The organism is Acidovorax sp. KPB24-07, assembly GCF_057543315.1.
Map to the genome: position 1 here is coordinate 23,999 of NZ_BAAJYS010000001.1, position 20,422 is coordinate 44,420.

Here is a 20,422-nt window from a genome sequence, read left to right on the forward strand (position 1 = left end):
GGAGGTCTCCCCCGCGGGGAAGAACCCCGGCGGGTGCTGAAAGCGCCGCGTGTGCGGCGATGGAGCGAAGTGCCAGTCCTCAGTACGAACCGCAACCGGCGGGACAGCAACCCAGTTCGATGCCGTGCGAGCAATAGCCGTTATCCGCATTCCAGTCCTGGGATTCCTGCCGTTCGGCCGGTGTTGCGTAGTCCCATTCCCGTGCGATTTTCAGAGCCTGTGCGCGCTGGTCTTCGGGCAATCGACCGGCTTGCGCATCGATCGCCGAACTGAAGCGTTCGACGTAGTAGTCGTGAGACAGGCCGCAACCCTTGTTGGCTTGCGCGGCGAGTGCCTCGCAGACCGTGCGCCACGCGGGTTCATCGAACGCGTCGGGCGTGTGACCAATGGGATGTGATTGAGTACTGCAGTCGATCGTTGACATGGTGAAGAACTCCAGAAAGAGGCCAGAGCCTCCCTTCCGCGCGGGAAGGCGCTCCAGCGGGTGGATGAATCACCGCGGATGCGGTGCAGAGACTTACGCCGCCTGGGGGTCCGGCTGGCGTTTCCATTCCTGTGACCTGAAATCCAGCGCATAGCCCAGCGAGCCCAGGCGTGCGATCTGCATGCGCAGCGTGCGACGGTCGATGGTCGAGTCCAGCTTGACGAACTCGCCCAGGGGCCACAGCACACCGAACAACGCAGCGTCCTCACTGTCGGCACTACCGGCGGTAGTGGTGTCAGCCGCGGCAGTGGATGGCGCGTCCATGCCGAACGGCGTGGTATCGATCAGCGGATCTTTCGATGTCCGCACGGGTGCGGGCTTGGACGCGGGACTTGGCTCGGGGACCGGTGCCGGTGTGGCAGTGGCCGGTGCACCCAGGTCCTCGTCCAGCGGATCGACGTCCTGCGGCGCAAAGCTGCGGACTTCGTCGCGGCTCAACTGGTCCAGGCCCGAGAGGGTCATCCCGTCGAGGTTGGCCCGGATTTCGAAGCGCATGCCGCCGGCGGTGGGATACGCCTTGGGATAGATGTAGCGGATGGCGAAGCTCCCTTCGTACTTGCCTTCGGGGTACTGCTCCAGTTCCGCGTCCTTCACGGCGAACTCGCCAATCGGCGTGACGAGCCGACCGACGTTGAACGGGCCGTTGCGGCCACGGATGGTGCGCAGCGTCAGCTGGCCGGTAACGATGTGGGGTGTCGTGGACAACGGCGGTTGGTTGGTGGCCACATGGGATGTCTCCTCGGAAAAAGTGATGGGAGCCGGATGGCGCCCGTTCAAAGCGGAAGAAGCGGACCCGCCCGCGAGGGGCGAGGTCCGTGCGGCGCTAGGCCTTGAGTTGGCGCAGGCCATCGGCCAGCATCCACAGCGCGCGGTTCAGGCGCAGGTTCTGATCGATTCCTCGTACCTCTCGCGTGCGCTGGCGACGGCCATTGGCCGTTCGCGCGGACAGACCACCTTTGACCAGGTTTTCCTGGACCCGGTTGAAGACGGACCACAGGTCTGGCCGCCGATCGTCGAAGCGGCGCGGCGAGAGCAACTGACTTTCCGCGACCGGTGCAGGCTTGTCCGGATCGTCGTACTTGAGCGCCAGTGCGGAGCGCGCGAACACCTGCGCCTCGCCCTCGTTGAGGGTGAGGGCGCGCATGGCGTCGCGGGATTCCCGCACGGTGTCGAAGCCGTCGAGCACCTTGAAGGCGCCTTCGATCACCTGGCCCGACACGTCGCCCTTGTGAGGCACGCGGATGTCTGCGGCGGTGTCGCCGCAGACCAGGCCGTTGTGGCAGACGAACCGGTACATGCCGGCGAGCATCTGGTAGCTGCTGGTGCCGTCGTGGCTGTTGACGAGGATGATCTCCTGGGCCTCGGCGCCGTTGATCTGGCTCGCGTGGCGCATGCGGATCAGGTGCTTGGTGAATTCGCGCCGATCCTCCTTGCGGACCCGCGTCTGGCACACCATGAAAGGCTCGAAGCCTTCAGCACGGAGTTTGGAGAGCACGGTCGCGGTCGGAATGTAGGCGTATCGGTGGGACCGGCTGCCGTGGGGTTCATCGGCGAAGATGGAGGGCGCAACGGTGCGGATCTGGTCGTCCGACAGCGGACGGTCCGCGCGCAGCACGGGGGAGTGGTGCGAAAAGCGGGTGGCAAGAGACATGTCCGTTCTCCTTGAACAATGCAGCAGCCCGCCAGCCGCGGGATGGCCGTGCGGGATGCGTGGGATGGAACGTGCGAACGCATGCACCTCCGGGGAAGGAGCTGCATGGGCTGCTGGGGAGGAAAGACAGGGCCCCGGTGACGGGGCCCTGTCGGTTCAGCACGAGGCGGCCAGGGCCGGCTCGTGTTCTTCGGTCTCGCGCTCGGCGGACTCGGACGGCGGGACGCCGGCGTCGTCGTCGGCAGGGCCGGCGGCGTCGCAGGCGCTGTCGTCCTGCGCCACTGGCGCCTCGGTGGTCGCGGGGACCTCGGGATAGACCTTCTGGCCGTCGATCTTGATCATGCCGACGTGGATCAGCTTGGACTCCAGGCTCGCAGCCGCTTCGCCCGCATGCTCGCCCCGGGTGCGGATGTAAGGATCGATCTTCATGTCGTTCAGACGGAAGGCGATCAGTACCTTGCGCTCGGCCTCGATGGCCTGCACGCAACGCCGCACCAGGTGCTGGGCATCGACGGTTTCGACGATCGCGTCGATGTAGCGGTATTCCGGTTCATCGACGGGACCCGCCAACGCGGCAATGGAGCACGAGAGGAACGCATCGCGATCCTTCGGAGTGACTTCCTTCGGACGGTTGAGGTAACCGATGCCCCGGGTGATCAGTTCGTGCACATCGACCGTTGCCAGTTCGGTGCGCTCGATCGGTTCGGCTTTCAGCAGCCGGCCCTTGATGCTCGCGGCGGCTTCGCCCTTGCGTTCACCGCTCGGACGGATGTACGGATCGCCCCACAGGTCGCCGATCCGGAAACGGACCAGAGGACGCTGCCGGGGATCGTCGACACCGATGTAGCGCTCGACCAGCTTCTTGGCCTCGGCACCGGAGACCTTGACATCGAAATACCGGTAGCTCGGATCCTTCGCAGGACCGACCAGCGCGGCGATCGTGCACGCCAAGAAGGGCTGTGCACGCCGGCCCCCCTTGACGGGAACTTCGCGGGCCCGCTGCACATAGCCGATGCCCGAGGTGTGGAGGTCGAAGTACGACTTCGTGTGGGATGGGGTGTTCATGGTGAATCTCCAGGGGAAGAAAGCGGAGACACACCGACCCCACGCTGCGGGGAGAGTGCGTAACCCCGCGGTGGGTTGATGAGGCGATCTGCATCCACCACCGGGCAAGCCGGTGGTCGTTCGCACGAGGGATGCGGTGCGAACTGGTCCGGTCACGCAGCGGATGGGCTGCGCGCAACCTCGAAGACCGGAGGTTGCCTGGCATGTCACCGACATCGGTCGGCAGGCATGCGCGAAGCGTCGTTTGTCCTGGGCCGGTGCGCTACCGACAAGGGGGCCTGTCATCCGACCGCATTGCCGGAAAAGAAAAGCCCCCGCGTGGCGGGGGCTGGTGAAGGGGAGAAGGGGGCCGGTCAATGGTCGATCGCTGCGGGCGGCACGGCCTGCAGAGACAGGTGGGTCGATGTGGCCGACAGCTCCAGATCGTCTTCGCTGACCAGAATGCGCGCCAGCACGCCTTCGGACGGATCGAGGTATTCCCCGAAGTCGTCGCCGCCCAGTTCGGCGCGCGCCCGTTCCCACCAGTGATCGAAGGGATCGACATCGGGGTTGCAGCCGACCGCATAGGCGATCCGCTTCTGGTGGCCATCGGGCCGTCGCTCGCCGCGCTCGGCGAGCCAGTACATCCTGAAAAAATGAAGGAAGGCTCCTCGCCGGGTGGGCGAGGAGCGAGGCAGGTGTTATCGCCAGACGGGTGCGATCACGGCACGCGCTGCACGCGGATGCGGCGCCAGCTGCCGTCGTCGATCAGCCCCTCCAAAACCCGGCCAAGGTCGTCGAAGAACACGTCCTCGATGCGGTCAATGCACTCGCCACCGCGGTGCAGTTCGATCACGTACTGATCCGCGCCGCGGTCGTACAGCACGCGGACGTCGCCGGCGAACTTGCCCGTGGAGACAGTGAAGCCGATGGCCGGCGGCGTTTGGATGATGTTGGCGGGCGTCGGATCCACCCAGGTGAAATCCCGCGCGCCCGCATCGACCAGCATGTGCGTGATGCGACGAAAACCGTCGGGTGCCGGCAACTGCTCCAGCTGTTCGATCAGCGCGGCCAGTTCGGGACAGCGGGGCTTCGGGATGGGCAGCTTGGCAGGCGCGGAGCCCAACACCGTGGTGTGTACCGAATAGGTGAGACCGTCGACCGTCCGTTCGACCTGCTTTTCGGGCGTGTCCGCCCGAAGGCCATCGAAGCGGCGCCTGGCATAGGGCTCCACGTGCACCTTGGCGCCTTCATCTGGCACTTCGGTCACCAGCGCCCGGTCGAGCACCGCGAACTCGGCTCGGCCCGTCTTGATGACGATCGCTTCGTCGGTCCTGGCAATGACCTTGCCGTCGAAGGGCTTCGGATCGACGGGAATGCCCAGGATCGAGACCTTGGGTTCGCCGTCGAAGACCTGGAACTTGAAGCGGTGGACGTTGGAGGGCACGTGGCCGCAGACCAGTGTCGGCATCTGTGCGCGGAGGGCTTGGGTATCCATGGAAGACTCCTTGAGAAATCCAAGGGACTTCCGCCCGCAAGGGAGGAAGATCCCTTGTGGGTTGGTGTGAAAGGACGCACGACGCGTCCGAAGAGGAATGACCTGTGCGGCGAACCGCACCGCAGCCTGGATAGGTCATGGCTGCTGGGGAAATGCCGCTGGCGAATCGGAGGCGCGGCCTTTCGGGATCACGGCTCCCCGTCAGTGCAAAGGCCTTCGATCAGGTGCCAGACGACACGGCGTTGCAGTTGCCTGCGATGGGCGGCATTGCGGATGCCGGCCAGCAGTCGGTCCGTTTCGCGCGCGATGACGGTGGCGCCCTGGTCGAAGTCGCCGCTGGATAAAGCCTCCCGGATCAGGGGGCCCAGTTGCAGGGCATGGCCGGAGGCGCTGTGGGCCTCGAATTCGCGGCTCAGGTAGTGGCCTGCGCCCCAGAACTCGAACAGAAGCGGCTTGTCGCAGTGCCAGCAGCCCTCGAAGCGGATCTCGCGCAGGTGGTGCCCGTCATCGAAGCATGTGGCGAGCAGGAACAGCACATGGAGATCGGCGGCATCCTCGAACCGGTCCCGCCCGATCAGGGACATCAACGCCACGTTACCGTCTGCGCCGAAGTGCTGGGCAAGCACCTGCAGCACTTCGCCGACCGGCGGGGTGGCCGCGACGGAGGGTGTGAAGCCCAAGGGCTTGGCCAGTTCGACCAGTTCCTCGCGGAGGTCGTCCCAGCTCGGAGGGGCGTTGCCAACGAGGGCGATGTAGGCCTCGCCATTGCCGGGGTAGTCGGCATCCAGTTGGAATCCGCCGAACAGTGCGCGGATGACCGGGGTCACCCGCTCGAGAACGAGGACGCCAGTGGCCTCGTAGTGGTTGTCTGCCATGGGTTGGCTCCTGGTGTGGGACGCGGAGCCGGCCCTTGCGGACATGGCATCCGCAGGGAAACGACCGGCGCTGTCAGGCGTCGGTCAGGAGGTGAAGGGGGCACTCGAAAAAAGAGGGCCATGGCCCCAGGCGGGACCCATGGCGCTCGTGGGGACAGCGGAAAACAGTGCGGCAGCAGCCCGGGCAGGCCTACCAGCCGCTGTAGTGCAGCACCAGATCGGCGATGACCTGGCGCCGCTGCAGATCGAGGCCGCCCAGGTCGGCGAGGCCCTCGAAGCCGCAGCGGCGCAGCATCGCTGCGCCTTCGCTGGCGTTGTAGAAGCTGACCATCGCCGACAGGAACATGCGCTGGCCGCTGCTCAGCACGCCGAGGGCGTCGCCAAGCCGCAGCAGGTTCGGGCGCAGGTCCCACTTGCTGCGGGCGCGCTGCAGGCCTTGGGGCGTGCCGTCGCCGAACCACTCGGGTCCAGCGATTTCCACGCCGCGCTTCCAGGCTTGGAAAAACGCATCGGGTGCCGCGGCGAAATGCCGTTCCTCACGTTCGATCTGTTCGACGACTTCCGGTGGGAGAAGCGGGTGCATGAAAGCTCCTTCGATGGATCACGGGGTGGGCAACTGGGACCAGCCACCGCGCGCCAGCGCCTGCTGGGCGGCGGCTTCGCTGCGGAAGTACTCGTTGGACTCGCGCGAGACGGGACCTTCTGCGTCGCGCGTGCCGATGTACTTGCCGGCGTAAGCGAGGGCGAGGCAGCCGAAACGCGTTGGCTGGGACGGGGTATCGGCGCGGGTTGGCTGGGACAGGTGGGACATGGGCGAGCTCCTGGAAGAAGCGGGATCGAGCAATCCCTGACGGGATGGCAGCTCCCGCAGGCGGTGGATGAATCGGCATCGGCGTCATCAGGACGCGTGTCCGCGGACTCGATGCGATGGCGGACGGGCGGATCGCGCGGGAGAAACTCCCGCGGCAGCCTCGGGGACCCTGGCTGCTGGCATGGTGCTGACGACGTCAGCGACACATGCAGCCAGCTTCGCGCGCGCGCCTGGCCGCGTCGGCCGGAAATCGGAATCCCGCGCCGTCCGGATTGCCGAGGCAAAAAAAAGCCCCGCATCGGAATGCGGGGCCATGGGGAAGGGGATGGAACGGAGGTTGAGAAATCAGGCCAGTTGCAGGCGTGCAATGCGGGGATGCTCGCGGTGTTCTGCCTGCCACAGGTCGTAGGCCGCCTGTTCGGCCAGGTATTGCCGGGCACTGCCCAGGCCCGCCAGTTCGAGCCGGTGGGCGAGGTCGGCGCTGATGGCCGCCCGGCCGTTCAGCACCGTGGACAGTTGCCCGCGGGAGTAGCCGATGTGCCGCGCCAGGCCCGACACCGACAGCTGGGCCGCGGGGAGCACGTCCTCGCGCAACGCTTCACCCGGGTGGGGAGGATTGTGCATAGCCATGGAGGCCTCCTGCTCAGTGATAGTCGAGGTAATCGACCAGCTCCACGTCGGAGCCGTCGAAGCGGAAAGTGACGCGCCAGTTGCCGGACACGCTGACCGACCAGTGGCCGGCCAGCTTCCCCTTCAAGGGATGCAGCCGGTTGCCGGGACGGTCCATGTCGGCCGGGACCTGGGCCACGTCCAGGGAAGCCAGCAGGCGCCGCAGGCGGGCGACATGGTCGGCGCAAACGCCAGCCGTGTCGCCACGCTGGTGCAGTGCCCGCAGTCCCTTGTGCCGGATGGACCGGATCACGGTTGTTGAAGTGTAAGGTGATGCCTTACACCCTGCAAGGGTTGCTGGTGGAGGGGCATGGGAGGTTCTCGTGTGAAGTGGACGTGCGCGCGACCGCTTTCGGGTTCGCGCCGATCGCTTTGGAGCGCGGGATGCTTTGGTGGGGATGGCGGCGCGGGGCGAGGGGCCGGCACCGCGGCGGACGGGGTCATGCGGTGACCGCTTGGAGCTTTCCGGCCGCATCGAAGACCAGGCGGACCGTGGCGCCCGCCAGCTTCGGCTGCGCGCTGTAACGCAGCACGTCGGGGAGCAGGGCATCGACGACGCGATCCGGCGCAGACGAGCAACCCACGGCGATGAAGGTCTGCAGGGTCTTTGCGTCTTCATCCTCGCGGTCCTCCTCGTAGCGATCCTCGAAGACGTAATCGCTGACCAGCCGGGTCGCATCCGATGCCTGTGCAGTGAGGTAGAGCGTGCCGTCCTTGCGGATGGCTGGCACTGCGTAGCCCGATTCGCCTTCCAGGTGGACCTGCAGCGTGTCGACGAGCGCCAGCTCGACTTCGCAGTCGGCCAACCAGGGATCAGCGTCTCGATGCAGGATCGCACCCGTGCCGACGTGGATATCCTCCGGGTGAATGGGGCGGACTAGCGTGTGGACCCAGTGCCCGTCGTCCAGGCCGGACGCTTCCAGCAGGAACGCCTGGGCCGCTTCCAGATAGACCTCGGCCGTGAGCGCGTCGCATCGGTCGGCATCGATCTGCCAGATGCCCAGTTCCTGCAGCACCGTGCGAGAGACGACGCCCTCGGCTTCGCGGCGCTCCCAGTAGTGACGAAACCCTGCGGGCTCTTGTTGCCAGTCCCGGAACCACCCGCGGGGCACGAACGACAGGTCGTTGAGCAGGTCGGCATTGGACGACTGCAGGCAGACATGAGCGTAGTGCTCGACGAACTCGCTTTGCGCCAGCGCGGCCTTCTTGTCCATCAGTGCCTGGCGATAGGCCTGGTCGACCGCCGCCTGGATGCGTCGGCCATCCTGGGTCTCGTTCAGCAGATGCTGCCGGTCCGGCAGCTTGGCGAGCGTGTCGTCGGGTAGCAGCACGACCTGATGACGGCTGTGGTTCGCGCCCGTCTCGATGGGCAGGCCTTGGAGGAAGCATCGCCACTGCGTGCGGGCGCCAGTGAGATCGATCAAGATTTTTCCCATGGACGTCTGCCGCCAATCCAGGGACGCAGACGCGAGTGGGCGGGGGATTTCGGTGCCGTTGAGCCACACCGGCACAGGGAAGGCTTCGCACAGGCGTTTGAGCTCCCATGCCACCCAGTTGGGAAGTTGGTCGCTGGGGTGTGGCGGGTGGACTCCGTCGAGACGAATCATGGTGCCGACCAGGTCGGTGTCGGCTCGCACGACATCAATCGGCTCGCCAGCGATGATGTCCGCCGTTCGCGCATTGAACATGGCACCGCGCGAATGCACGCTCAGGTGCTCGGCGAAGTACAGCGTGGAGAGCGCGCCCATTCCGAACGCGTTCTCGTTGGATTTGAGCGGCTCGTCCCAGCCGGATTCGGCGATGAAGATCAGCGATTGCAGGTCGGCAATGCCGCTGCCGTTGTCGTGGATGGCCAGGCTGCTCTGATCGACGGTGATCCGGATCTCGCTGGCCTGCGCGCGGCGGGCGTTCTGCAGGAGCTCGCCGAGCATCGAGCGTTGATTGAAGGCGTGGCGAAGGTTGGCGATCAACCGGTGCTGGTTGGTTTGAAGGCGGATGGTGTGCATGGAAAACTCCTTGGAATCAGGGGCGCGGATCGCGCACGAAGGCGCACGCCAAGGCGTCGGCGCGAGGCCGCGTCGGTGGGGCGTTTGCCGTTGGAGAGAAGGGCGGAAGTGCCCGATGGAGGGAGAGCATCGACACCCGGTAGGGGTGCGCGTCCGCGGCACGATGCGAAGCGGACGAGGGTGGTCGTCGCGGAAGGTTCCGCGTCGCAGCCTGGACGACCGGAGCTGCTGGCAGTGGCTGATGGCTTCAGCGCATGCGGCAACCAGCATCGCCTGGCCGGCACCCGCCGGCATGCGTCAATCCGCAGCGTCCGGTGTCCCGTTGTCCAGGCACTGTTTCAGGCGCGAGCCCAGCCACGCCACGCAGGGCACGGCCATCGAATTGCCGATGGCCTTGTAGCGCGGCGCGTCGGCCGCCGGCTTGCCCCGGTAGGGCACCTGCGTGTAGTCGTCGGGCATGCCTTGAAGGCGCTCGCATTCCCTGGGCATCAGCCGGCGCACCCGCCAGCGCAGGCCATGCAAGCCGGCGGTTGGTGCCTCGCAGAGGAAGTGCGCTTCATAGCCGGGCGCTGGCGCGCGGCCAGCGCCATCGCCCTCGCTGGTGTGCAGCGACAGCGGTGCTGGATCGCCTGCGGCGCCGTCCCGGCCGCGCACGGCCATGCTCAACACCATGGGCCGGCCCTGGCCGGGCTTGCCGCCGCCGGTGGACAGCGTGCCGGCAATCTGGCCGTGGCCGGACTCCCAGCGCAACTCGCCGCGGGAGTTTTGCGCGAAGGCGATCGCTGGCATCACTTTCGTGCGCAGCGTGGGCGCGGTGTTCGCCGCCGCGTCGGCTCCGAAGTCCTGCGCGGTGAAGGCAATGATGGGAATGCCCTTGCCGGTGCCATCCTCGCCGCACCCCTTGCCGCCGTTGGCCGTGTCCAGCGTGTGGCTGATGCGTCCGGCCACCGACTGCACGAGAACCGTCTCGGTGCACAGGTCGTGCCGGGGGCCGGCGGCCATGAGGCAGGCCGCGACATCGGCGGGCCCCTGGCCGTTGCCGAAGCCGAGCGACACGGTGACTCGGCCGTAGGGCGACTTCAGCCCTGTCGGGCCACCTGCGCTCGCAGGGCGTGGTCCAGCAGCGCCGGCAGCGTCTTGCCACGGTGCGCAGCCCGGCGAAGGATCCCCGCGCAGGCCTTCGCGCTCAAATAGTATTTCGGCGGGATCGATGTGGTCTCCACCACTTGCCACAAGAAACACGCGGCGGCGGCGTTGGGCGACGCCGAAATATTGGGCGTCGAGCACGCGCCAGGCGATGCGCCGGCGCGGTCCAGACACACAACCTGCGTTCGTCCATCGGGGCCCTGGCGGTTCGAGCGCACGGTCTTCGCCGGCCAGTGCGCCCAGCAGGCAGCCAAAGGCATTGCCGCGGTCGCTGAGGACGCCCGGGACGTTTTCCCAGACAAGCGTGGCCGGCGGGCGGCGGGAACGGGTGCGGACTTGGTCGATGGCATTGGCGATCTCCACGTAGGCCAGGGTGAGGGCGCCGCGGGGGTCGGCGAGCCCCTGGCGGACGCCGGCGACGCTGAAAGACTGGCAGGGCGTGCCGCCCACCAGGATGTCGGGCGCGGCAATGGCGCGGGCGCGGATGCGATGCGCCAGTTGTGTCATGTCGCCGAGGTTCGGCACGCGGGGGTGGCGGTGGGCGAGCACAGCGCTGGCAAACGGATCGGTCTCGGCAAACCATGCCGGCACCAGACCGAGCGGTTCCCAGGCGAGGCTGATCGCCTCGATGCCGCTGCACACGCTGGCGTACGCCAATGCGGTGGTGGTTGGGGGGTGGGGGTTCATGGGAGTCTCCTGTTCGTGTTGGGGGGAAGTCAGGAGAAAGACGCCGGAGACCGTAGGTCTCCGGCTCGCGAGGAAGCGACCACCCGTTGAGCTGGCGCAGCACGCGGTCGTCGGTGGAACCGTCCGCTGTCGCAGCCTCTACCCGGCCCGTGTCGTGGCTGGGGCCGACAATCCCTGGCACGCATCCGCGCACAAAGGGCACCTGTTGTTTCGCCGGTAGGCGCCGGCATGGACTGCCGTCGACCCAGCGGGTCTCCGGGCGGCTCGCATTGCAAGGCGCCGGGGGACCCGCCGGAACAACGGGAACACGCGATGAGGTCGTCCCGCTGGCGCGGGCTGGGCAGGAAGGCGCCTTCACGCCGGCCGGTGCGCGAACGCCGGTGCCGACGGGCACACGTTGCAGAAGGCTTAAAGCGTGCTGGGTGCCTCGCGGGGCGCGAGGACAACGCATCGGCGCGGAGGGCGATGCGATCGGGTGGAAGGGCCTGTGGGGAGGCTAGTGGGAGCGCCGGCGCGGGGTGCGTTCTGTGCCGGCTTTGCCGCTGCTGGCGCGGCGGGTCTTGGCAGGGCTGATGGGGAGTGTGCCCTTGCAATCGGGATAGCGCGAGCAAGACCAGAAAGCGCCGGTCTTGCCGCTGCGCTGGCGCGTGGCCGCGCCACACAGCGGGCAGTGGGGACCCTGGGGAATGCGGATGTCCAGCGTTGTGCCGCGGTATTGCTGCACCAACTGCGCGACCCAGGCGGACTGCTTTTCGACGAACGTGTCCAGGCCCATCTGGCCTGCTTCAATCATGTCCAGCGCCTGCTCCCAGATCGCGGTCGTGCCCGGGTCGGCGATCGCCGCCGGCACCGCATCGATGAGCGTCATGGCGGTGTCGGAGGCGCGGACCGCGCGTCCTTTCTTGAGCAGGTAGCCGCGGCCGAGCAGGCCGCTGATGATGTTGGCGCGCGTCGCTTCGGTGCCGATGCCGGTCGTTTCCTTGAGCTTTTGCTTCAGTCGCGGGTCCGTGACCAGCTTGGCGACGGTCTTCATCGCCTTGACCAGTTCGCCTTGCGTGTAGGGCCTGGGGGGCAGGGTCTTGAGCGATTTCAGATCGAGGGCCTCGACCCGGCACGCCGAGCCTTCGCGCAGCACCGGCAAGACCTGCTCGCGCGGCCCCGCGCCATCGGTCTCGGCGTCGGCATCCTCCGGCAGGGAGGGCGGTGCCGCGAAAGCGAGATGCCAGCCCGGCACGACGATCTGTTTGCCGATCGCCTGCAGTGCCTGGCCGCCGCTGGTGAACTGCGCAGTGGTGCGTTCGAATTCGTGATGGGGAAGGAACTGGGCGAGATAGTGCGCGCGGATCAGTCGGTAAACGGCGAGCTCCTTCTCGCCCATGGCGGACAGGTCGGCCGGCTCCAGTGTGGGAATGATGCCGGGATGCGCCGTGATCTTGGAGTCGTTCCATGCGCGCGAGCGCTGGGTGGGGTCGAGCTGGGCGATGAGCGGGCGCAGGCTGGGATCGGTTTTGACCAGGCTGTCGAGAACCAGGGGCACCTCGGCGAGCATGCTGTCGGGTAGGTAGCCCGAGTCGGTGCGCGGGTACGTCGTCGCCTTGTGCGTTTCGTAGAGCGCTTGCGCGATGTCGAGGGTTTCCTGCACGTCCAGTCCGAGCGCCGGGAGCAAACTTCCTGCAGCGTGCTCAAGTCGAATGGCAGCGGCGGTCCCTCCTGCACGCGCTCGGTGTCGATGCCGACCACCTGGGCCGCGCCCGCGGCGCGGATGCGATCGGCCGCCTGCCGCGCCACCGCGGGCTGCAGGCACCGGCCGGCGTCGTCGGTGCACCCCCGCCGGCGGCGTCCATCGCGCCATGAACGTCTTTCCGCTGACGGAGAGCGAGACCTCGATGGACCAGAACGGCACGGGCACGAACGCGGCAATCGCTCGGTCGCGGTCGACCACCAGCTTGAGCGTGGGGGTCTGCACGCGCCCGACGGACAGCACGCCGTCGTAGCCGGCCTGCCGGCCGAGCAGGGTGAACAGGCGACTGAGGTTCATGCCGATCAACCAATCGGCACGGGAGCGCGCGAGCGCGCAGTGGTAGAGCGGCAGCGTCTCGTGCGAGGCCTTCAGCGCACCCAGCGCCTTGCGGATCGATGCATCGTTGAGCGCCGACAGCCACAGCCGCTGGATCGGGCCGCGGTAGCCGCAGTAGTCGATCAGCTCGCGGGCGATCATCTCGCCCTCGCGGTCCGCATCGGTGGCGATCACCAGTTCGGTGGCCTGTGCCAACAGTTGCCGGACGACTTTGAATTGCACGGCGGTCTGGGTCTTGACGACCCACTGCCAGTGCTGGGGAAGGATGGGCAGCGTCTCCAGCGCCCAGCGCCGGTACTGCTCGCCGTAGACCTCCGGGGGCGCCGCCTCGATCAGGTGGCCGATGCCCCAGGTGACCTTGATGCCCGGGCCGCCGTAGCAGCCCGCCTCGCGCTGGTGTGCGCCCAGGACCTTGGCGATGTCTTTGCCTTGGGACGGCTTCTCGCACAGAACCACGCGCATGGTGCCTCCCGAAGGTACGTGACGGTCATCGAATGGCCATCAGCATTCCGGGCTTGCGTGCGCGGCACAGCCAAAAAACGCGCACGCCGCGGCCACCGCGTTGCGCTGCCTTCGAGGCAGCGCATTCGCAGGTGTCGACCGCGGTGTGGCGTTGCGCATGGCTCAATCGCCGGCGCTGCCCGGCTTCGGGCTGAGTGCCACCGACTCCAGGCGGTAGGGCAGGATGCCGACGCTGCGCGCGTTGATCCGGTACGTGGTCCGCGGCTGGTTGTCGCTGTCGGTCCAATCGTCGCGCTCCTGGCGGCCGCGGACCATCACGCGCATGCCTTTGGCGAAGAGCGTGGCCCAGTGCTCGGCATCGCGGTGCCACCACTCCACCGGCGCCCAGTACCCGCCGCGGTCATCGAACGAGCCGTCCTTGTTGGGAACAGGATTGTCGAAATACACATTCAGGCGCAGGACGCGGCGCGGCTCGTCGTTGCCGTTGGCATACTCGTCGAACTCGGGGGGCGAGCCGATGTTGCCTTCGCCGCTGAAATACGTGCTCATGGGATCAGTCTCCAGGTGGGTTGAAAGGCCTGCACGGCAGGCGCCGATGCAGGTGTCGCGAATCGATCCAGCGTCCGGTCTGGCGCAGGTTCCCGCCGCGGCGGTGTGTCCTCGTGCAGGCCGCCGCTGCGTTCATGGCGCGAGATCTGCGGTGTGCGAGGGCAGGCCCTTGCGGCGCAGATGGCAGGCATGGGCTTGCTCCAGCTTGGTGGCGCAGTCCAGGGCCTGGCGGCCCAGCGTGTGCAACAGGCTCACCTGCATGTTCAGCACCACGCGCTCGACCTCCATCGCGTAGAGGTCGTCAACCAGGCTGTCCGGCGTTGCGGGGTTTTCCATCAGGCCTTGCCACAGCGCCACGCCCATCGCCGAGCGATCGTGGCTGCGCCAGCGCAAAAAACGCGTGCCTGCGCCAGTGGTCTGCTGGGCCAGCTGGACCGGCAGCAGCAGGAAGGGATACCGGCTCGCTTGCGCCAGCACGCGCTGCTGCGCCAAGGCGGTGAGATCGTCCCGCAGCGCGTGGCACTCGCTGGCCCAGAGCGTCAAAGGTCCCTTACCTTTAAAAGGCTGTAAAAGGCCTTTTAGAGAGCCGGCCTGTCGCAGATTGCGGAAGTCCGCCTGTTCCAGGGGCACGAAGCGGCGGCTTGGTGCGCTGGTGGGTGATGCGTGGGTCATGCCGGTGTGCCTCGGCCATCTTCGCCGTCCGGTGCGGCCAATGGGCTGCCTTCGGCGGCGCCTTGAATAGCGCGGCCATCGCCCTCGATGGCGATCGCGCCGTCGTCGTTACCGCCGGCACCAGCGACATCGATGACGTTGCTGTTGCGCGCTGTCGCCGCCAGCGCCGAGCGCCGCACGATGGGTGGCGCATAGCGGGAGCGGCGCGTGCCTTCGAGCACCTCTTGCGGCAGTTCGCCGAATTTCTCCAGCGCCGCGCGGGCAGCGGCGTTCTTCGCGGCGAAGTCGTCGCGCGTACAGCCGGAGTAGCGGTATTGCTGCGCCAAGGAAAAAAGGCTGCGCAGGGCATGGGCGCCCTCGTTGAGCCAGCGCTCCAGGGTCGACCGGTCGATGAGCGCCGTGTGGTGCGCCAGGATCAGCTTGCGCGCCAGCTCGTCGTAGTCGGCCAGCAGGTACACCGCCATGAAGCCGAGTTGCGCGTTGACGAACAGGGGCAGCCGGATGGGCTGCACGTTGAGGTTGTCGCCCAGCGACAGGGCGGGCGGCACGTCGGCCAGGGCGCTGTCCACCTGTTCGCGCAATTGCCGCAGGGCAGTGTCGGTCTGCGCGAGCTTCTCCTCGATGCGCAGCATCCACCAGTCCGAATACGGATCGTCCTGCTCCGCGCCGCGCTTCATCTTGTTCATGACGGCGATGTAGCCGTTGAGGCCGACGATGCCGGGCCGTCCCTCGGTGGCGGCGCGGCCATGCCAGATGCGGGAGGCGTGGTGGGTGTGCAGCGTCAGCGACATCGCGCTGCGCAGCGATCCGAGATTGAGCTGCAGAGCAGGGGACTGGGAGGATTCGGCCATGGGACGACTCGCTGGGGGATGTACGAGCCGCCAGCGTCGTCGCTGCAAGGGAAGGCTGTCCGTGAACAAAACGCAGTCCATGGCCGCCTGTTTTGCACGGCTGCCGGCGATGCTTGGCGCGTACGAATTCGCGCATGCCTGCGTGTGGACGTCAGCGCGTTGGTGGCAGGGAAGGCTTCCTGTTGCGCCTATACCCTGGGTCTAGCGCCATGGACGGCCAGGGATGTCTGCGGACCCCGCGCGGGTCGTGCGCGACCCCCCGTATCGCTTGCGCGTCGCCCTGCGCCGCAGGAAGGCGGTGTGTTCCGTTGATACCCGGGGTCTAATTCCGCCAAGCACCATGGCGTTCTGCTCATGGGCTGCGCAGAATGGCCCGCAGCCGGTCCAGATGGGCCTGTACCACCTCGCGGCTCGCAGGCCTGGGAGCCGCAGGGGGCGGTGGTGGTGGCGCGGTCGCAGGGGCGCCGCCGTCGGTGCCGCCCCCGGCACCGGCCCAGGCGTTGAATTCGCCGCGAAGCGCTTTCTGGATGATGCCGAACAGGTAGCCCGCCGGGTTGCGCACCGCACTGTCCCGGCAGCGCGCCGCCCATTCGTCGACCACCGCCTGGCGCTGTGCCGCCGGCACTTGCTCCAACGCGACCAAAGCACCGGCTTGCTGCTCGTCCTTCAAGCGGAGAAACAACGCGGGCAGGCGCAGGTCCGTGCGCGCCTGCACCCGCGGTACCGTACGTATTTCTGATAGAGAACTACTACGTACGGTACGGTCCTGCTTCGGATTCCGAAGGGGGGCCTGCGACGCGGTTTGGCGACCGGCTTCGGAATCCGAAGCAGGGGCATCGGCCATCCGAAGGCGGTCGTCGACACCGCCTTCGGATTCGTGGGAGGGCGCCTCCTGTGGACAAGTTTCTGTGCCGTGCAAGGCGTCCATCCCGCCACACGCCAGCCGATCGGCAAGCACTTGCAGCCGCGTGGGCAGCACGCGTCCGTTGAGCAACGGGTCCTCGGCGATTTCCTGCAGCGTGTGCAGGCCGACCTGCTGCACGGCCTTGCTGGCGTGCGTCAGGCACTGGCTGACCAGGCCGAGGTAGCCGGCGTCCAGTTGCATCGCCTCGAACGGCGTGAGTGGTTCGTCGTGGAGCACGTAAAGGTTGCCCAGGATGCGCCCGCTGCGCGGGTCGCGTCGACGGCGCACCAGGCTCAGCCAGCGCGTGAGCCGCAGCAGCGTGAGTGCGCGCGCGACGGTTTCGGTCGAGGCCTTGGGTCCGCAGGGCATGGCAGACAGGTAGGGGCGCAGCTGCTCGTAGGTGGGCAATGCGGTGAGTCCATCGCCCTGCAACTGCAGCCGGAACACCTGCCACGCATTGCGCTCCAGCGGCGTGAGCCGCCGGTCCAGGAAGAGCGCGCGGGGGGCGCTCTCCTGGCGGTTGCCGCTGTAGAGGAATCCGTCCTGAAACGCGGGTGCGGACGGCGCGGCGGGAGGGGGTGGTAGGGCTGCATTGGGTGCGCCAGCCTCGACCTGCCGCCAGGCGTCATCGAGCACGGCCGAGAGCGGGCGCGGACCGGCCGGCCGGGGTGTCCCCGACGTCGCCATGGCCCTACACCAGTCCTTGCGCGATCCAGCCCTGTATCGCGGCCCACACGACCGACAGCGGGAGGTCCATGTCCTGGGCCAGGTCCATCGCCAGGTCGAGCATCGCCATGTCGTCTTCGAGCGCGACGCCTTGCTCGCGCGCGGCGGCGCGCCAGCGGGCCCACAGGTCGGCATCCTGCGCCTCGCTCAGCACGGGGTGGCGTCCCTTGCGTTTGGGCAATTCGAGGATCTCGCGGCGCAGCGCCACTTCCTGGTGCGACAGGCCGTAGAAGGTGCTGACCATCTCCGTGCTCGCGCCCAGGCGCAGCATGCGGTCCACCGTGGTGATCTCGCGCTCCACGTCCTGCACCTGGCCGAGCAGCCGCCGCACGACCTCGCGGTTGACCGTGACCGAGCACCACGACACCGACGCGTTGAGCAGCACGCTCACCAGGTCGGGCCGCTTGAGCGCGGCCAGTTCGGCATCGCCGAAGCCCATGGACCGGGCGCGGCGCAGCTGGCCGTTGCGCAGGTCGTGCAATGCTTGGGCGATCACTGCCTGGTTGAGCGGGTGGGGTGCGGTCATGGGCAGCAGGCCGGTCAGGTAGAGATCGCGTCGGCACCGGCCTCGACTTCGGCCAGCCGGCGTGCCAGCCGCAGCAGGCGAAACAGCTTCACCAGACCGCTGTCGCTGAGGCGCGGCGTGGCGCCTTGGGCACGCAGCAAAGGCGCTATCGCTTCGGCCAGGTTGCAAGGCGCGGCAGGCATCGCCGCTCCCGTGTAACCCGCCTCCAGCGCATGCAGAAGCGCGAGCATGGCGTGGGCCAGGGGCGCCACCCCAGCAGGGTGTTCGTCGCATGCGAATCCCAGTGCGTACTCGGTGGTGGCGATGTGATCGGCCGCACCGCCTTCGGCAGCGATCTCGCGCGCGAACTGTGCCAGGTGCACGCGCAGGCGATCGGGGGTGTCCAGTCCGGAATCGATGTGCCAGACGTCCGAGATCGGGTACAGGCCACCGGCCTGCACGGGAATCGCCTGCACGACGTTGTCGGCGAAGGAGGGCGATGCTTCGCCATGGTGCTCGGCGACCAGCTTTTGCAGGGATTGCAGGCGCTCGGTGCTCGCGGCAGGGGAGACGACGTGCTCCTGCACGCGCGTCGCCATCAGATCCGGCGTGGTGCGGGGCGAGGCGGATGCGGAATTCTCCGCATCCGGTGCACCGGATGCGCGGGGCGTGGAGGCGGACGGCGCACGGGGCGTTGCAGGGGGCATTTCACCGCGTGTCTCGTTGCGTGTGGTGGCCACTGCCTGCGGTGCAGGCACTGCGCCGCCGTCCGGGCTCGGTAACGGGGCCGGCACACTCAGCAGGGCCCGCTGGCGGCTTTCCGCACCGGCGATGTCCAGGGCCAGCGTGTCGTAGTCCGCCTCCAGCCACTGCGCCATCTGTCCGATCAACTCGTCCTGCACGCGCTCGTAGGAGAATCCATCGGGCATTGCATCGAATCCCGAAAGCACCTCCTGGAACAGATCCGCGAAGTCCATCGTGGGTGCCTGCGCTGCCCCGCGCTTCGCCCAGGCGTGCTCGCCGGCTTTGCGCAGCAGCGACAGCCGCTCGACCTGGTGGCGCCCCAGGCCCGCGTAGAGGACCGAAGGAATCGCGGGCAGCAAGTACTGCACGGCATCGCGCATCCGGCTGATGTGGGGCTGCGGCACGGGATAGCCATCGGCCGCCAGGCGCCGTGCCAGTTCCGCTTGCGTCATCGCCTTGCCGCCATTTTCCTGTTCATAGAGTTCGCGGGCCTTCTCCACGCCGAGCGCCCGCTCGATGAAGGTCAGGCTCCCATGCAGCTCGTTTTCGGCCAGGTGGCCGGTGAGGGCGATGATTTCGCCCCGGGCCGGCCACGGCCGGAACAGGCAGGGGATGCGGAAGAACCGTTCGTCCTTGGTCTCGGCCCACAGCTCGCGCAGGATCGCCAGGCGCGTGTTGCCGCCGTTGCGGATGGTGTAGTGGGCCTCGCCGGGCCGGCGCGTGATCGCGGGCGCCGCATCCAGTCCGCGCTCGCGGATGGAGGACTTGATCTCGGCGTAGAGAGGATTGACCGTGACGCGCGGGTTCAGGTCGTAGGGGCGCAATTGGTCCAGCGTCACCACCATCGGCGTGTCGGCGATGGGGTCGGTCAGCTCCGAAGTGGCCGGTCCCGTGCGATGAAACGCCTGTGCCAGCAAATGGTCGGCAAGGCCTGAGTCCTGGCGGGTGGCCATCACGGCCCCGTCTTGCGCGGGTGCGCGGCGCGACACCGGCAGCTTGCGGTGCCTTGCCGCACTCGCGGCAGTGTGCCGAAGCTGGAGGGCGCGCCCAGATGGATGCAAGGCATGCCGCGTTTGCACAGGCATCGGGATGCGTCCGAGCGAATCACGAGCTCCCAGCCCTCGGCTTGGGCGAAAGCAATCAAGCGGCGCAGGGCGTGCCGCATGGAGCGCAGATCAGGCAGGGAGGACATATGGAAATTTCCCGGAAACCCGTAGGAAGCGCTCGCGCCACTGCGGAAACAACTCGCTGGCCAGCGCGCACTGGCTTTCCAGGGCAGCCGGTGCGGCGCGGCCGTTCGGGCGCCGGTACTCCATGCGGTGGACAGGAAGGCCGCGCAATGCCGCCCGTGGATAGGCCTCGATCGCCGGGATCGGCGTTTCCAGGATCTGGATGCCGGAGCGTTGCTGGAAGACTTCGCGCAACGCTTGCTGGATCTGACGCGCATTCGCGGAGACGGGGTGTATGCGATTGATGAGCAGGCGTAGGGGCGGCGGCTCGATGCCCAGACGCTGGTATGGAGCGAGCTCCTGCATCAGTTGCAGGGTGCCGCGCTGCAGTTCGCGCGCCGCCAGGATCTCAGGGGTGACCGGGGAGAGGGACAGGTCTGATGCCAGCACCGCCATCTCCAGCAGCACGCTGCGTGCGCCCTGCGTGTCGATCAGCAGCAGGTCGTATTGCTCCTGGAACGCGGGCAGCAGGTTGCGCAGTCGAAGCCGCCCGTCTGCGGCATGCAGCAGCAAGGTGTTCAACTGGCCTTGGCCATCGTTGGACACGATGATGTCCAACCGCTCGATCGACGAGCGTGAGGCCAGCTGCCCGAGGTTGCGCTCGTTCCAGGCCAGCAGCTCGTAAATGCCGCCCGGAGCGCGATGGGTGAGCGTGAAGTAGCTCGACAACGTGGGTTGGATATCCAGGTCGAGCAGCAGCACTCGCAGGCCGGCATCGGCGGCGAAGCCACCCAGATTCGCGGCGGTCGTGGTCTTGCCGACACCACCTTTGGTCGAGATGATCGACACCACCTTCATGCCCGGGACCTCCGTTCGGCATGCAAAAGCGCGG

20 protein-coding genes and 1 pseudogene are annotated in these 20,422 nt (G+C 67.5%); all 21 read right to left on the reverse strand.

Going from position 1 to position 20,422, the window contains the following annotated elements:
• Nucleotides 1-79: 79 nt before the first annotated feature.
• The 21 genes and pseudogenes from AC27IQ_RS00125 to AC27IQ_RS00225 all read right to left on the reverse strand — a co-directional run bounded on the left by AC27IQ_RS00125 (nt 80) and on the right by AC27IQ_RS00225 (nt 20,388).
• Nucleotides 80-424, reverse strand: a complete 345-nt coding sequence (locus AC27IQ_RS00125) for a hypothetical protein (protein ID WP_228316125.1) — start codon at nt 422-424, stop codon at nt 80-82.
• Between the two features lie 93 nt (nt 425-517).
• Nucleotides 518-1,210, reverse strand: a complete 693-nt coding sequence (locus tag AC27IQ_RS00130) for a DUF3275 family protein (RefSeq protein ID WP_487087283.1) — start codon at nt 1,208-1,210, stop codon at nt 518-520.
• Between the two features lie 97 nt (nt 1,211-1,307).
• A complete protein-coding gene (locus AC27IQ_RS00135) occupies nt 1,308-2,135 on the reverse strand; it encodes a DUF932 domain-containing protein (RefSeq protein WP_228316127.1) in 828 nt (275 codons plus the stop codon).
• 156 nt (nt 2,136-2,291) lie between these two features.
• Nucleotides 2,292-3,200: a DUF3577 domain-containing protein gene (locus AC27IQ_RS00140; protein ID WP_487087285.1), complete on the reverse strand. Its 909-nt coding sequence runs from the start codon at nt 3,198-3,200 to the stop codon at nt 2,292-2,294.
• Nucleotides 3,201-3,553: 353 nt separating this feature from the next.
• Nucleotides 3,554-3,826: pseudogene (locus AC27IQ_RS00145) on the reverse strand (DUF3085 domain-containing protein); the annotation flags it as partial.
• 74 nt (nt 3,827-3,900) lie between these two features.
• Entirely contained in the window at nt 3,901-4,677 is a 777-nt protein-coding gene (locus AC27IQ_RS00150; RefSeq protein ID WP_228316130.1) for a GTPase, read from the reverse strand.
• A 188-nt stretch (nt 4,678-4,865) separates the two neighbouring features.
• Nucleotides 4,866-5,552 carry a hypothetical protein gene (locus AC27IQ_RS00155; RefSeq protein ID WP_487087287.1) on the reverse strand — a complete coding sequence of 229 codons (687 nt, stop codon included), beginning with the start codon at nt 5,550-5,552 and terminating at the stop codon, nt 4,866-4,868.
• Nucleotides 5,553-5,742: 190 nt separating this feature from the next.
• On the reverse strand, nt 5,743-6,135 hold the full coding sequence (locus AC27IQ_RS00160; RefSeq protein WP_487087289.1) for a hypothetical protein: 393 nt from the start codon (nt 6,133-6,135) through the stop codon (nt 5,743-5,745).
• A gap of 18 nt (nt 6,136-6,153) precedes the next feature.
• Nucleotides 6,154-6,363, reverse strand: a complete 210-nt coding sequence (locus AC27IQ_RS00165) for a hypothetical protein (RefSeq protein ID WP_487087291.1) — start codon at nt 6,361-6,363, stop codon at nt 6,154-6,156.
• 345 nt (nt 6,364-6,708) lie between these two features.
• Nucleotides 6,709-6,993: a HigA family addiction module antitoxin gene (locus AC27IQ_RS00170; RefSeq protein ID WP_228316134.1), complete on the reverse strand. Its 285-nt coding sequence runs from the start codon at nt 6,991-6,993 to the stop codon at nt 6,709-6,711.
• A 13-nt stretch (nt 6,994-7,006) separates the two neighbouring features.
• Nucleotides 7,007-7,285, reverse strand: a complete 279-nt coding sequence (locus tag AC27IQ_RS00175; protein WP_487087293.1) for a type II toxin-antitoxin system RelE/ParE family toxin — start codon at nt 7,283-7,285, stop codon at nt 7,007-7,009.
• Nucleotides 7,286-7,472: 187 nt separating this feature from the next.
• The gene (locus AC27IQ_RS00180; RefSeq protein WP_487087295.1) at nt 7,473-9,038 is read right to left on the reverse strand and encodes an ATP-binding protein; all 1,566 of its coding nucleotides are present in this window, start codon (nt 9,036-9,038) and stop codon (nt 7,473-7,475) included.
• 297 nt (nt 9,039-9,335) lie between these two features.
• Nucleotides 9,336-10,871: a DNA cytosine methyltransferase gene (locus tag AC27IQ_RS00185; protein WP_487087297.1), complete on the reverse strand. Its 1,536-nt coding sequence runs from the start codon at nt 10,869-10,871 to the stop codon at nt 9,336-9,338.
• A 496-nt stretch (nt 10,872-11,367) separates the two neighbouring features.
• Nucleotides 11,368-13,410 carry a DNA topoisomerase III gene (locus AC27IQ_RS00190; protein ID WP_487087299.1) on the reverse strand — a complete coding sequence of 681 codons (2,043 nt, stop codon included), beginning with the start codon at nt 13,408-13,410 and terminating at the stop codon, nt 11,368-11,370.
• Between the two features lie 162 nt (nt 13,411-13,572).
• On the reverse strand, nt 13,573-13,959 hold the full coding sequence (locus AC27IQ_RS00195) for a single-stranded DNA-binding protein (protein WP_274340461.1): 387 nt from the start codon (nt 13,957-13,959) through the stop codon (nt 13,573-13,575).
• A 132-nt stretch (nt 13,960-14,091) separates the two neighbouring features.
• Nucleotides 14,092-14,631, reverse strand: a complete 540-nt coding sequence (locus AC27IQ_RS00200) for a DUF3158 family protein (RefSeq protein WP_274340462.1) — start codon at nt 14,629-14,631, stop codon at nt 14,092-14,094.
• Nucleotides 14,628-15,482 carry a PFL_4669 family integrating conjugative element protein gene (locus AC27IQ_RS00205; protein ID WP_487087301.1) on the reverse strand — a complete coding sequence of 285 codons (855 nt, stop codon included), beginning with the start codon at nt 15,480-15,482 and terminating at the stop codon, nt 14,628-14,630. Before AC27IQ_RS00205 ends, AC27IQ_RS00200 begins: the two co-directional genes overlap by 4 nt.
• 352 nt (nt 15,483-15,834) lie before the next feature.
• Complete coding sequence (locus AC27IQ_RS00210) at nt 15,835-17,073, reverse strand: STY4528 family pathogenicity island replication protein (RefSeq protein ID WP_487087303.1); 1,239 nt, start codon at nt 17,071-17,073, stop codon at nt 15,835-15,837.
• A gap of 4 nt (nt 17,074-17,077) precedes the next feature.
• Nucleotides 17,078-17,638 (reverse strand): DUF2857 domain-containing protein, encoded by a 561-nt coding sequence (locus AC27IQ_RS00215; protein ID WP_487087305.1) that lies wholly within the window; start codon nt 17,636-17,638, stop codon nt 17,078-17,080.
• Between the two features lie 14 nt (nt 17,639-17,652).
• Nucleotides 17,653-19,314, reverse strand: coding sequence for a ParB family protein (locus AC27IQ_RS00220; protein WP_487087397.1), 1,662 nt, complete (start codon nt 19,312-19,314; stop codon nt 17,653-17,655).
• 222 nt (nt 19,315-19,536) lie between these two features.
• On the reverse strand, nt 19,537-20,388 hold the full coding sequence (locus AC27IQ_RS00225) for a ParA family protein (protein ID WP_228316143.1): 852 nt from the start codon (nt 20,386-20,388) through the stop codon (nt 19,537-19,539).
• Nucleotides 20,389-20,422 lie beyond the last annotated feature (34 nt).

Excerpts from the sequence above, each read along its gene's own strand:
- AC27IQ_RS00125 (WP_228316125.1), bottom strand. The coding sequence starts at position 424 with ATGTCAACGATCGACTGCAGTACTCAATCACATCCCATTGGTCACACG.
- AC27IQ_RS00135 (WP_228316127.1), bottom strand. The coding sequence starts at position 2,135 with ATGTCTCTTGCCACCCGCTTTTCGCACCACTCCCCCGTGCTGCGCGCG.
- AC27IQ_RS00140 (WP_487087285.1), bottom strand. The coding sequence starts at position 3,200 with ATGAACACCCCATCCCACACGAAGTCGTACTTCGACCTCCACACCTCG.
- AC27IQ_RS00150 (WP_228316130.1), bottom strand. The coding sequence starts at position 4,677 with ATGGATACCCAAGCCCTCCGCGCACAGATGCCGACACTGGTCTGCGGC.
- AC27IQ_RS00155 (WP_487087287.1), bottom strand. The coding sequence starts at position 5,552 with ATGGCAGACAACCACTACGAGGCCACTGGCGTCCTCGTTCTCGAGCGG.
- AC27IQ_RS00160 (WP_487087289.1), bottom strand. The coding sequence starts at position 6,135 with ATGCACCCGCTTCTCCCACCGGAAGTCGTCGAACAGATCGAACGTGAG.
- AC27IQ_RS00165 (WP_487087291.1), bottom strand. The coding sequence starts at position 6,363 with ATGTCCCACCTGTCCCAGCCAACCCGCGCCGATACCCCGTCCCAGCCA.
- AC27IQ_RS00170 (WP_228316134.1), bottom strand. The coding sequence starts at position 6,993 with ATGGCTATGCACAATCCTCCCCACCCGGGTGAAGCGTTGCGCGAGGAC.
- AC27IQ_RS00180 (WP_487087295.1), bottom strand. The coding sequence starts at position 9,038 with ATGCACACCATCCGCCTTCAAACCAACCAGCACCGGTTGATCGCCAAC.
- AC27IQ_RS00185 (WP_487087297.1), bottom strand. The coding sequence starts at position 10,871 with ATGAACCCCCACCCCCCAACCACCACCGCATTGGCGTACGCCAGCGTG.
- AC27IQ_RS00190 (WP_487087299.1), bottom strand. The coding sequence starts at position 13,410 with ATGCGCGTGGTTCTGTGCGAGAAGCCGTCCCAAGGCAAAGACATCGCC.
- AC27IQ_RS00195 (WP_274340461.1), bottom strand. The coding sequence starts at position 13,959 with ATGAGCACGTATTTCAGCGGCGAAGGCAACATCGGCTCGCCCCCCGAG.
- AC27IQ_RS00200 (WP_274340462.1), bottom strand. The coding sequence starts at position 14,631 with ATGACCCACGCATCACCCACCAGCGCACCAAGCCGCCGCTTCGTGCCC.
- AC27IQ_RS00205 (WP_487087301.1), bottom strand. The coding sequence starts at position 15,482 with ATGGCCGAATCCTCCCAGTCCCCTGCTCTGCAGCTCAATCTCGGATCG.
- AC27IQ_RS00210 (WP_487087303.1), bottom strand. The coding sequence starts at position 17,073 with ATGGCGACGTCGGGGACACCCCGGCCGGCCGGTCCGCGCCCGCTCTCG.
- AC27IQ_RS00215 (WP_487087305.1), bottom strand. The coding sequence starts at position 17,638 with ATGACCGCACCCCACCCGCTCAACCAGGCAGTGATCGCCCAAGCATTG.
- AC27IQ_RS00220 (WP_487087397.1), bottom strand. The coding sequence starts at position 19,314 with ATGGCCACCCGCCAGGACTCAGGCCTTGCCGACCATTTGCTGGCACAG.
- AC27IQ_RS00225 (WP_228316143.1), bottom strand. The coding sequence starts at position 20,388 with ATGAAGGTGGTGTCGATCATCTCGACCAAAGGTGGTGTCGGCAAGACC.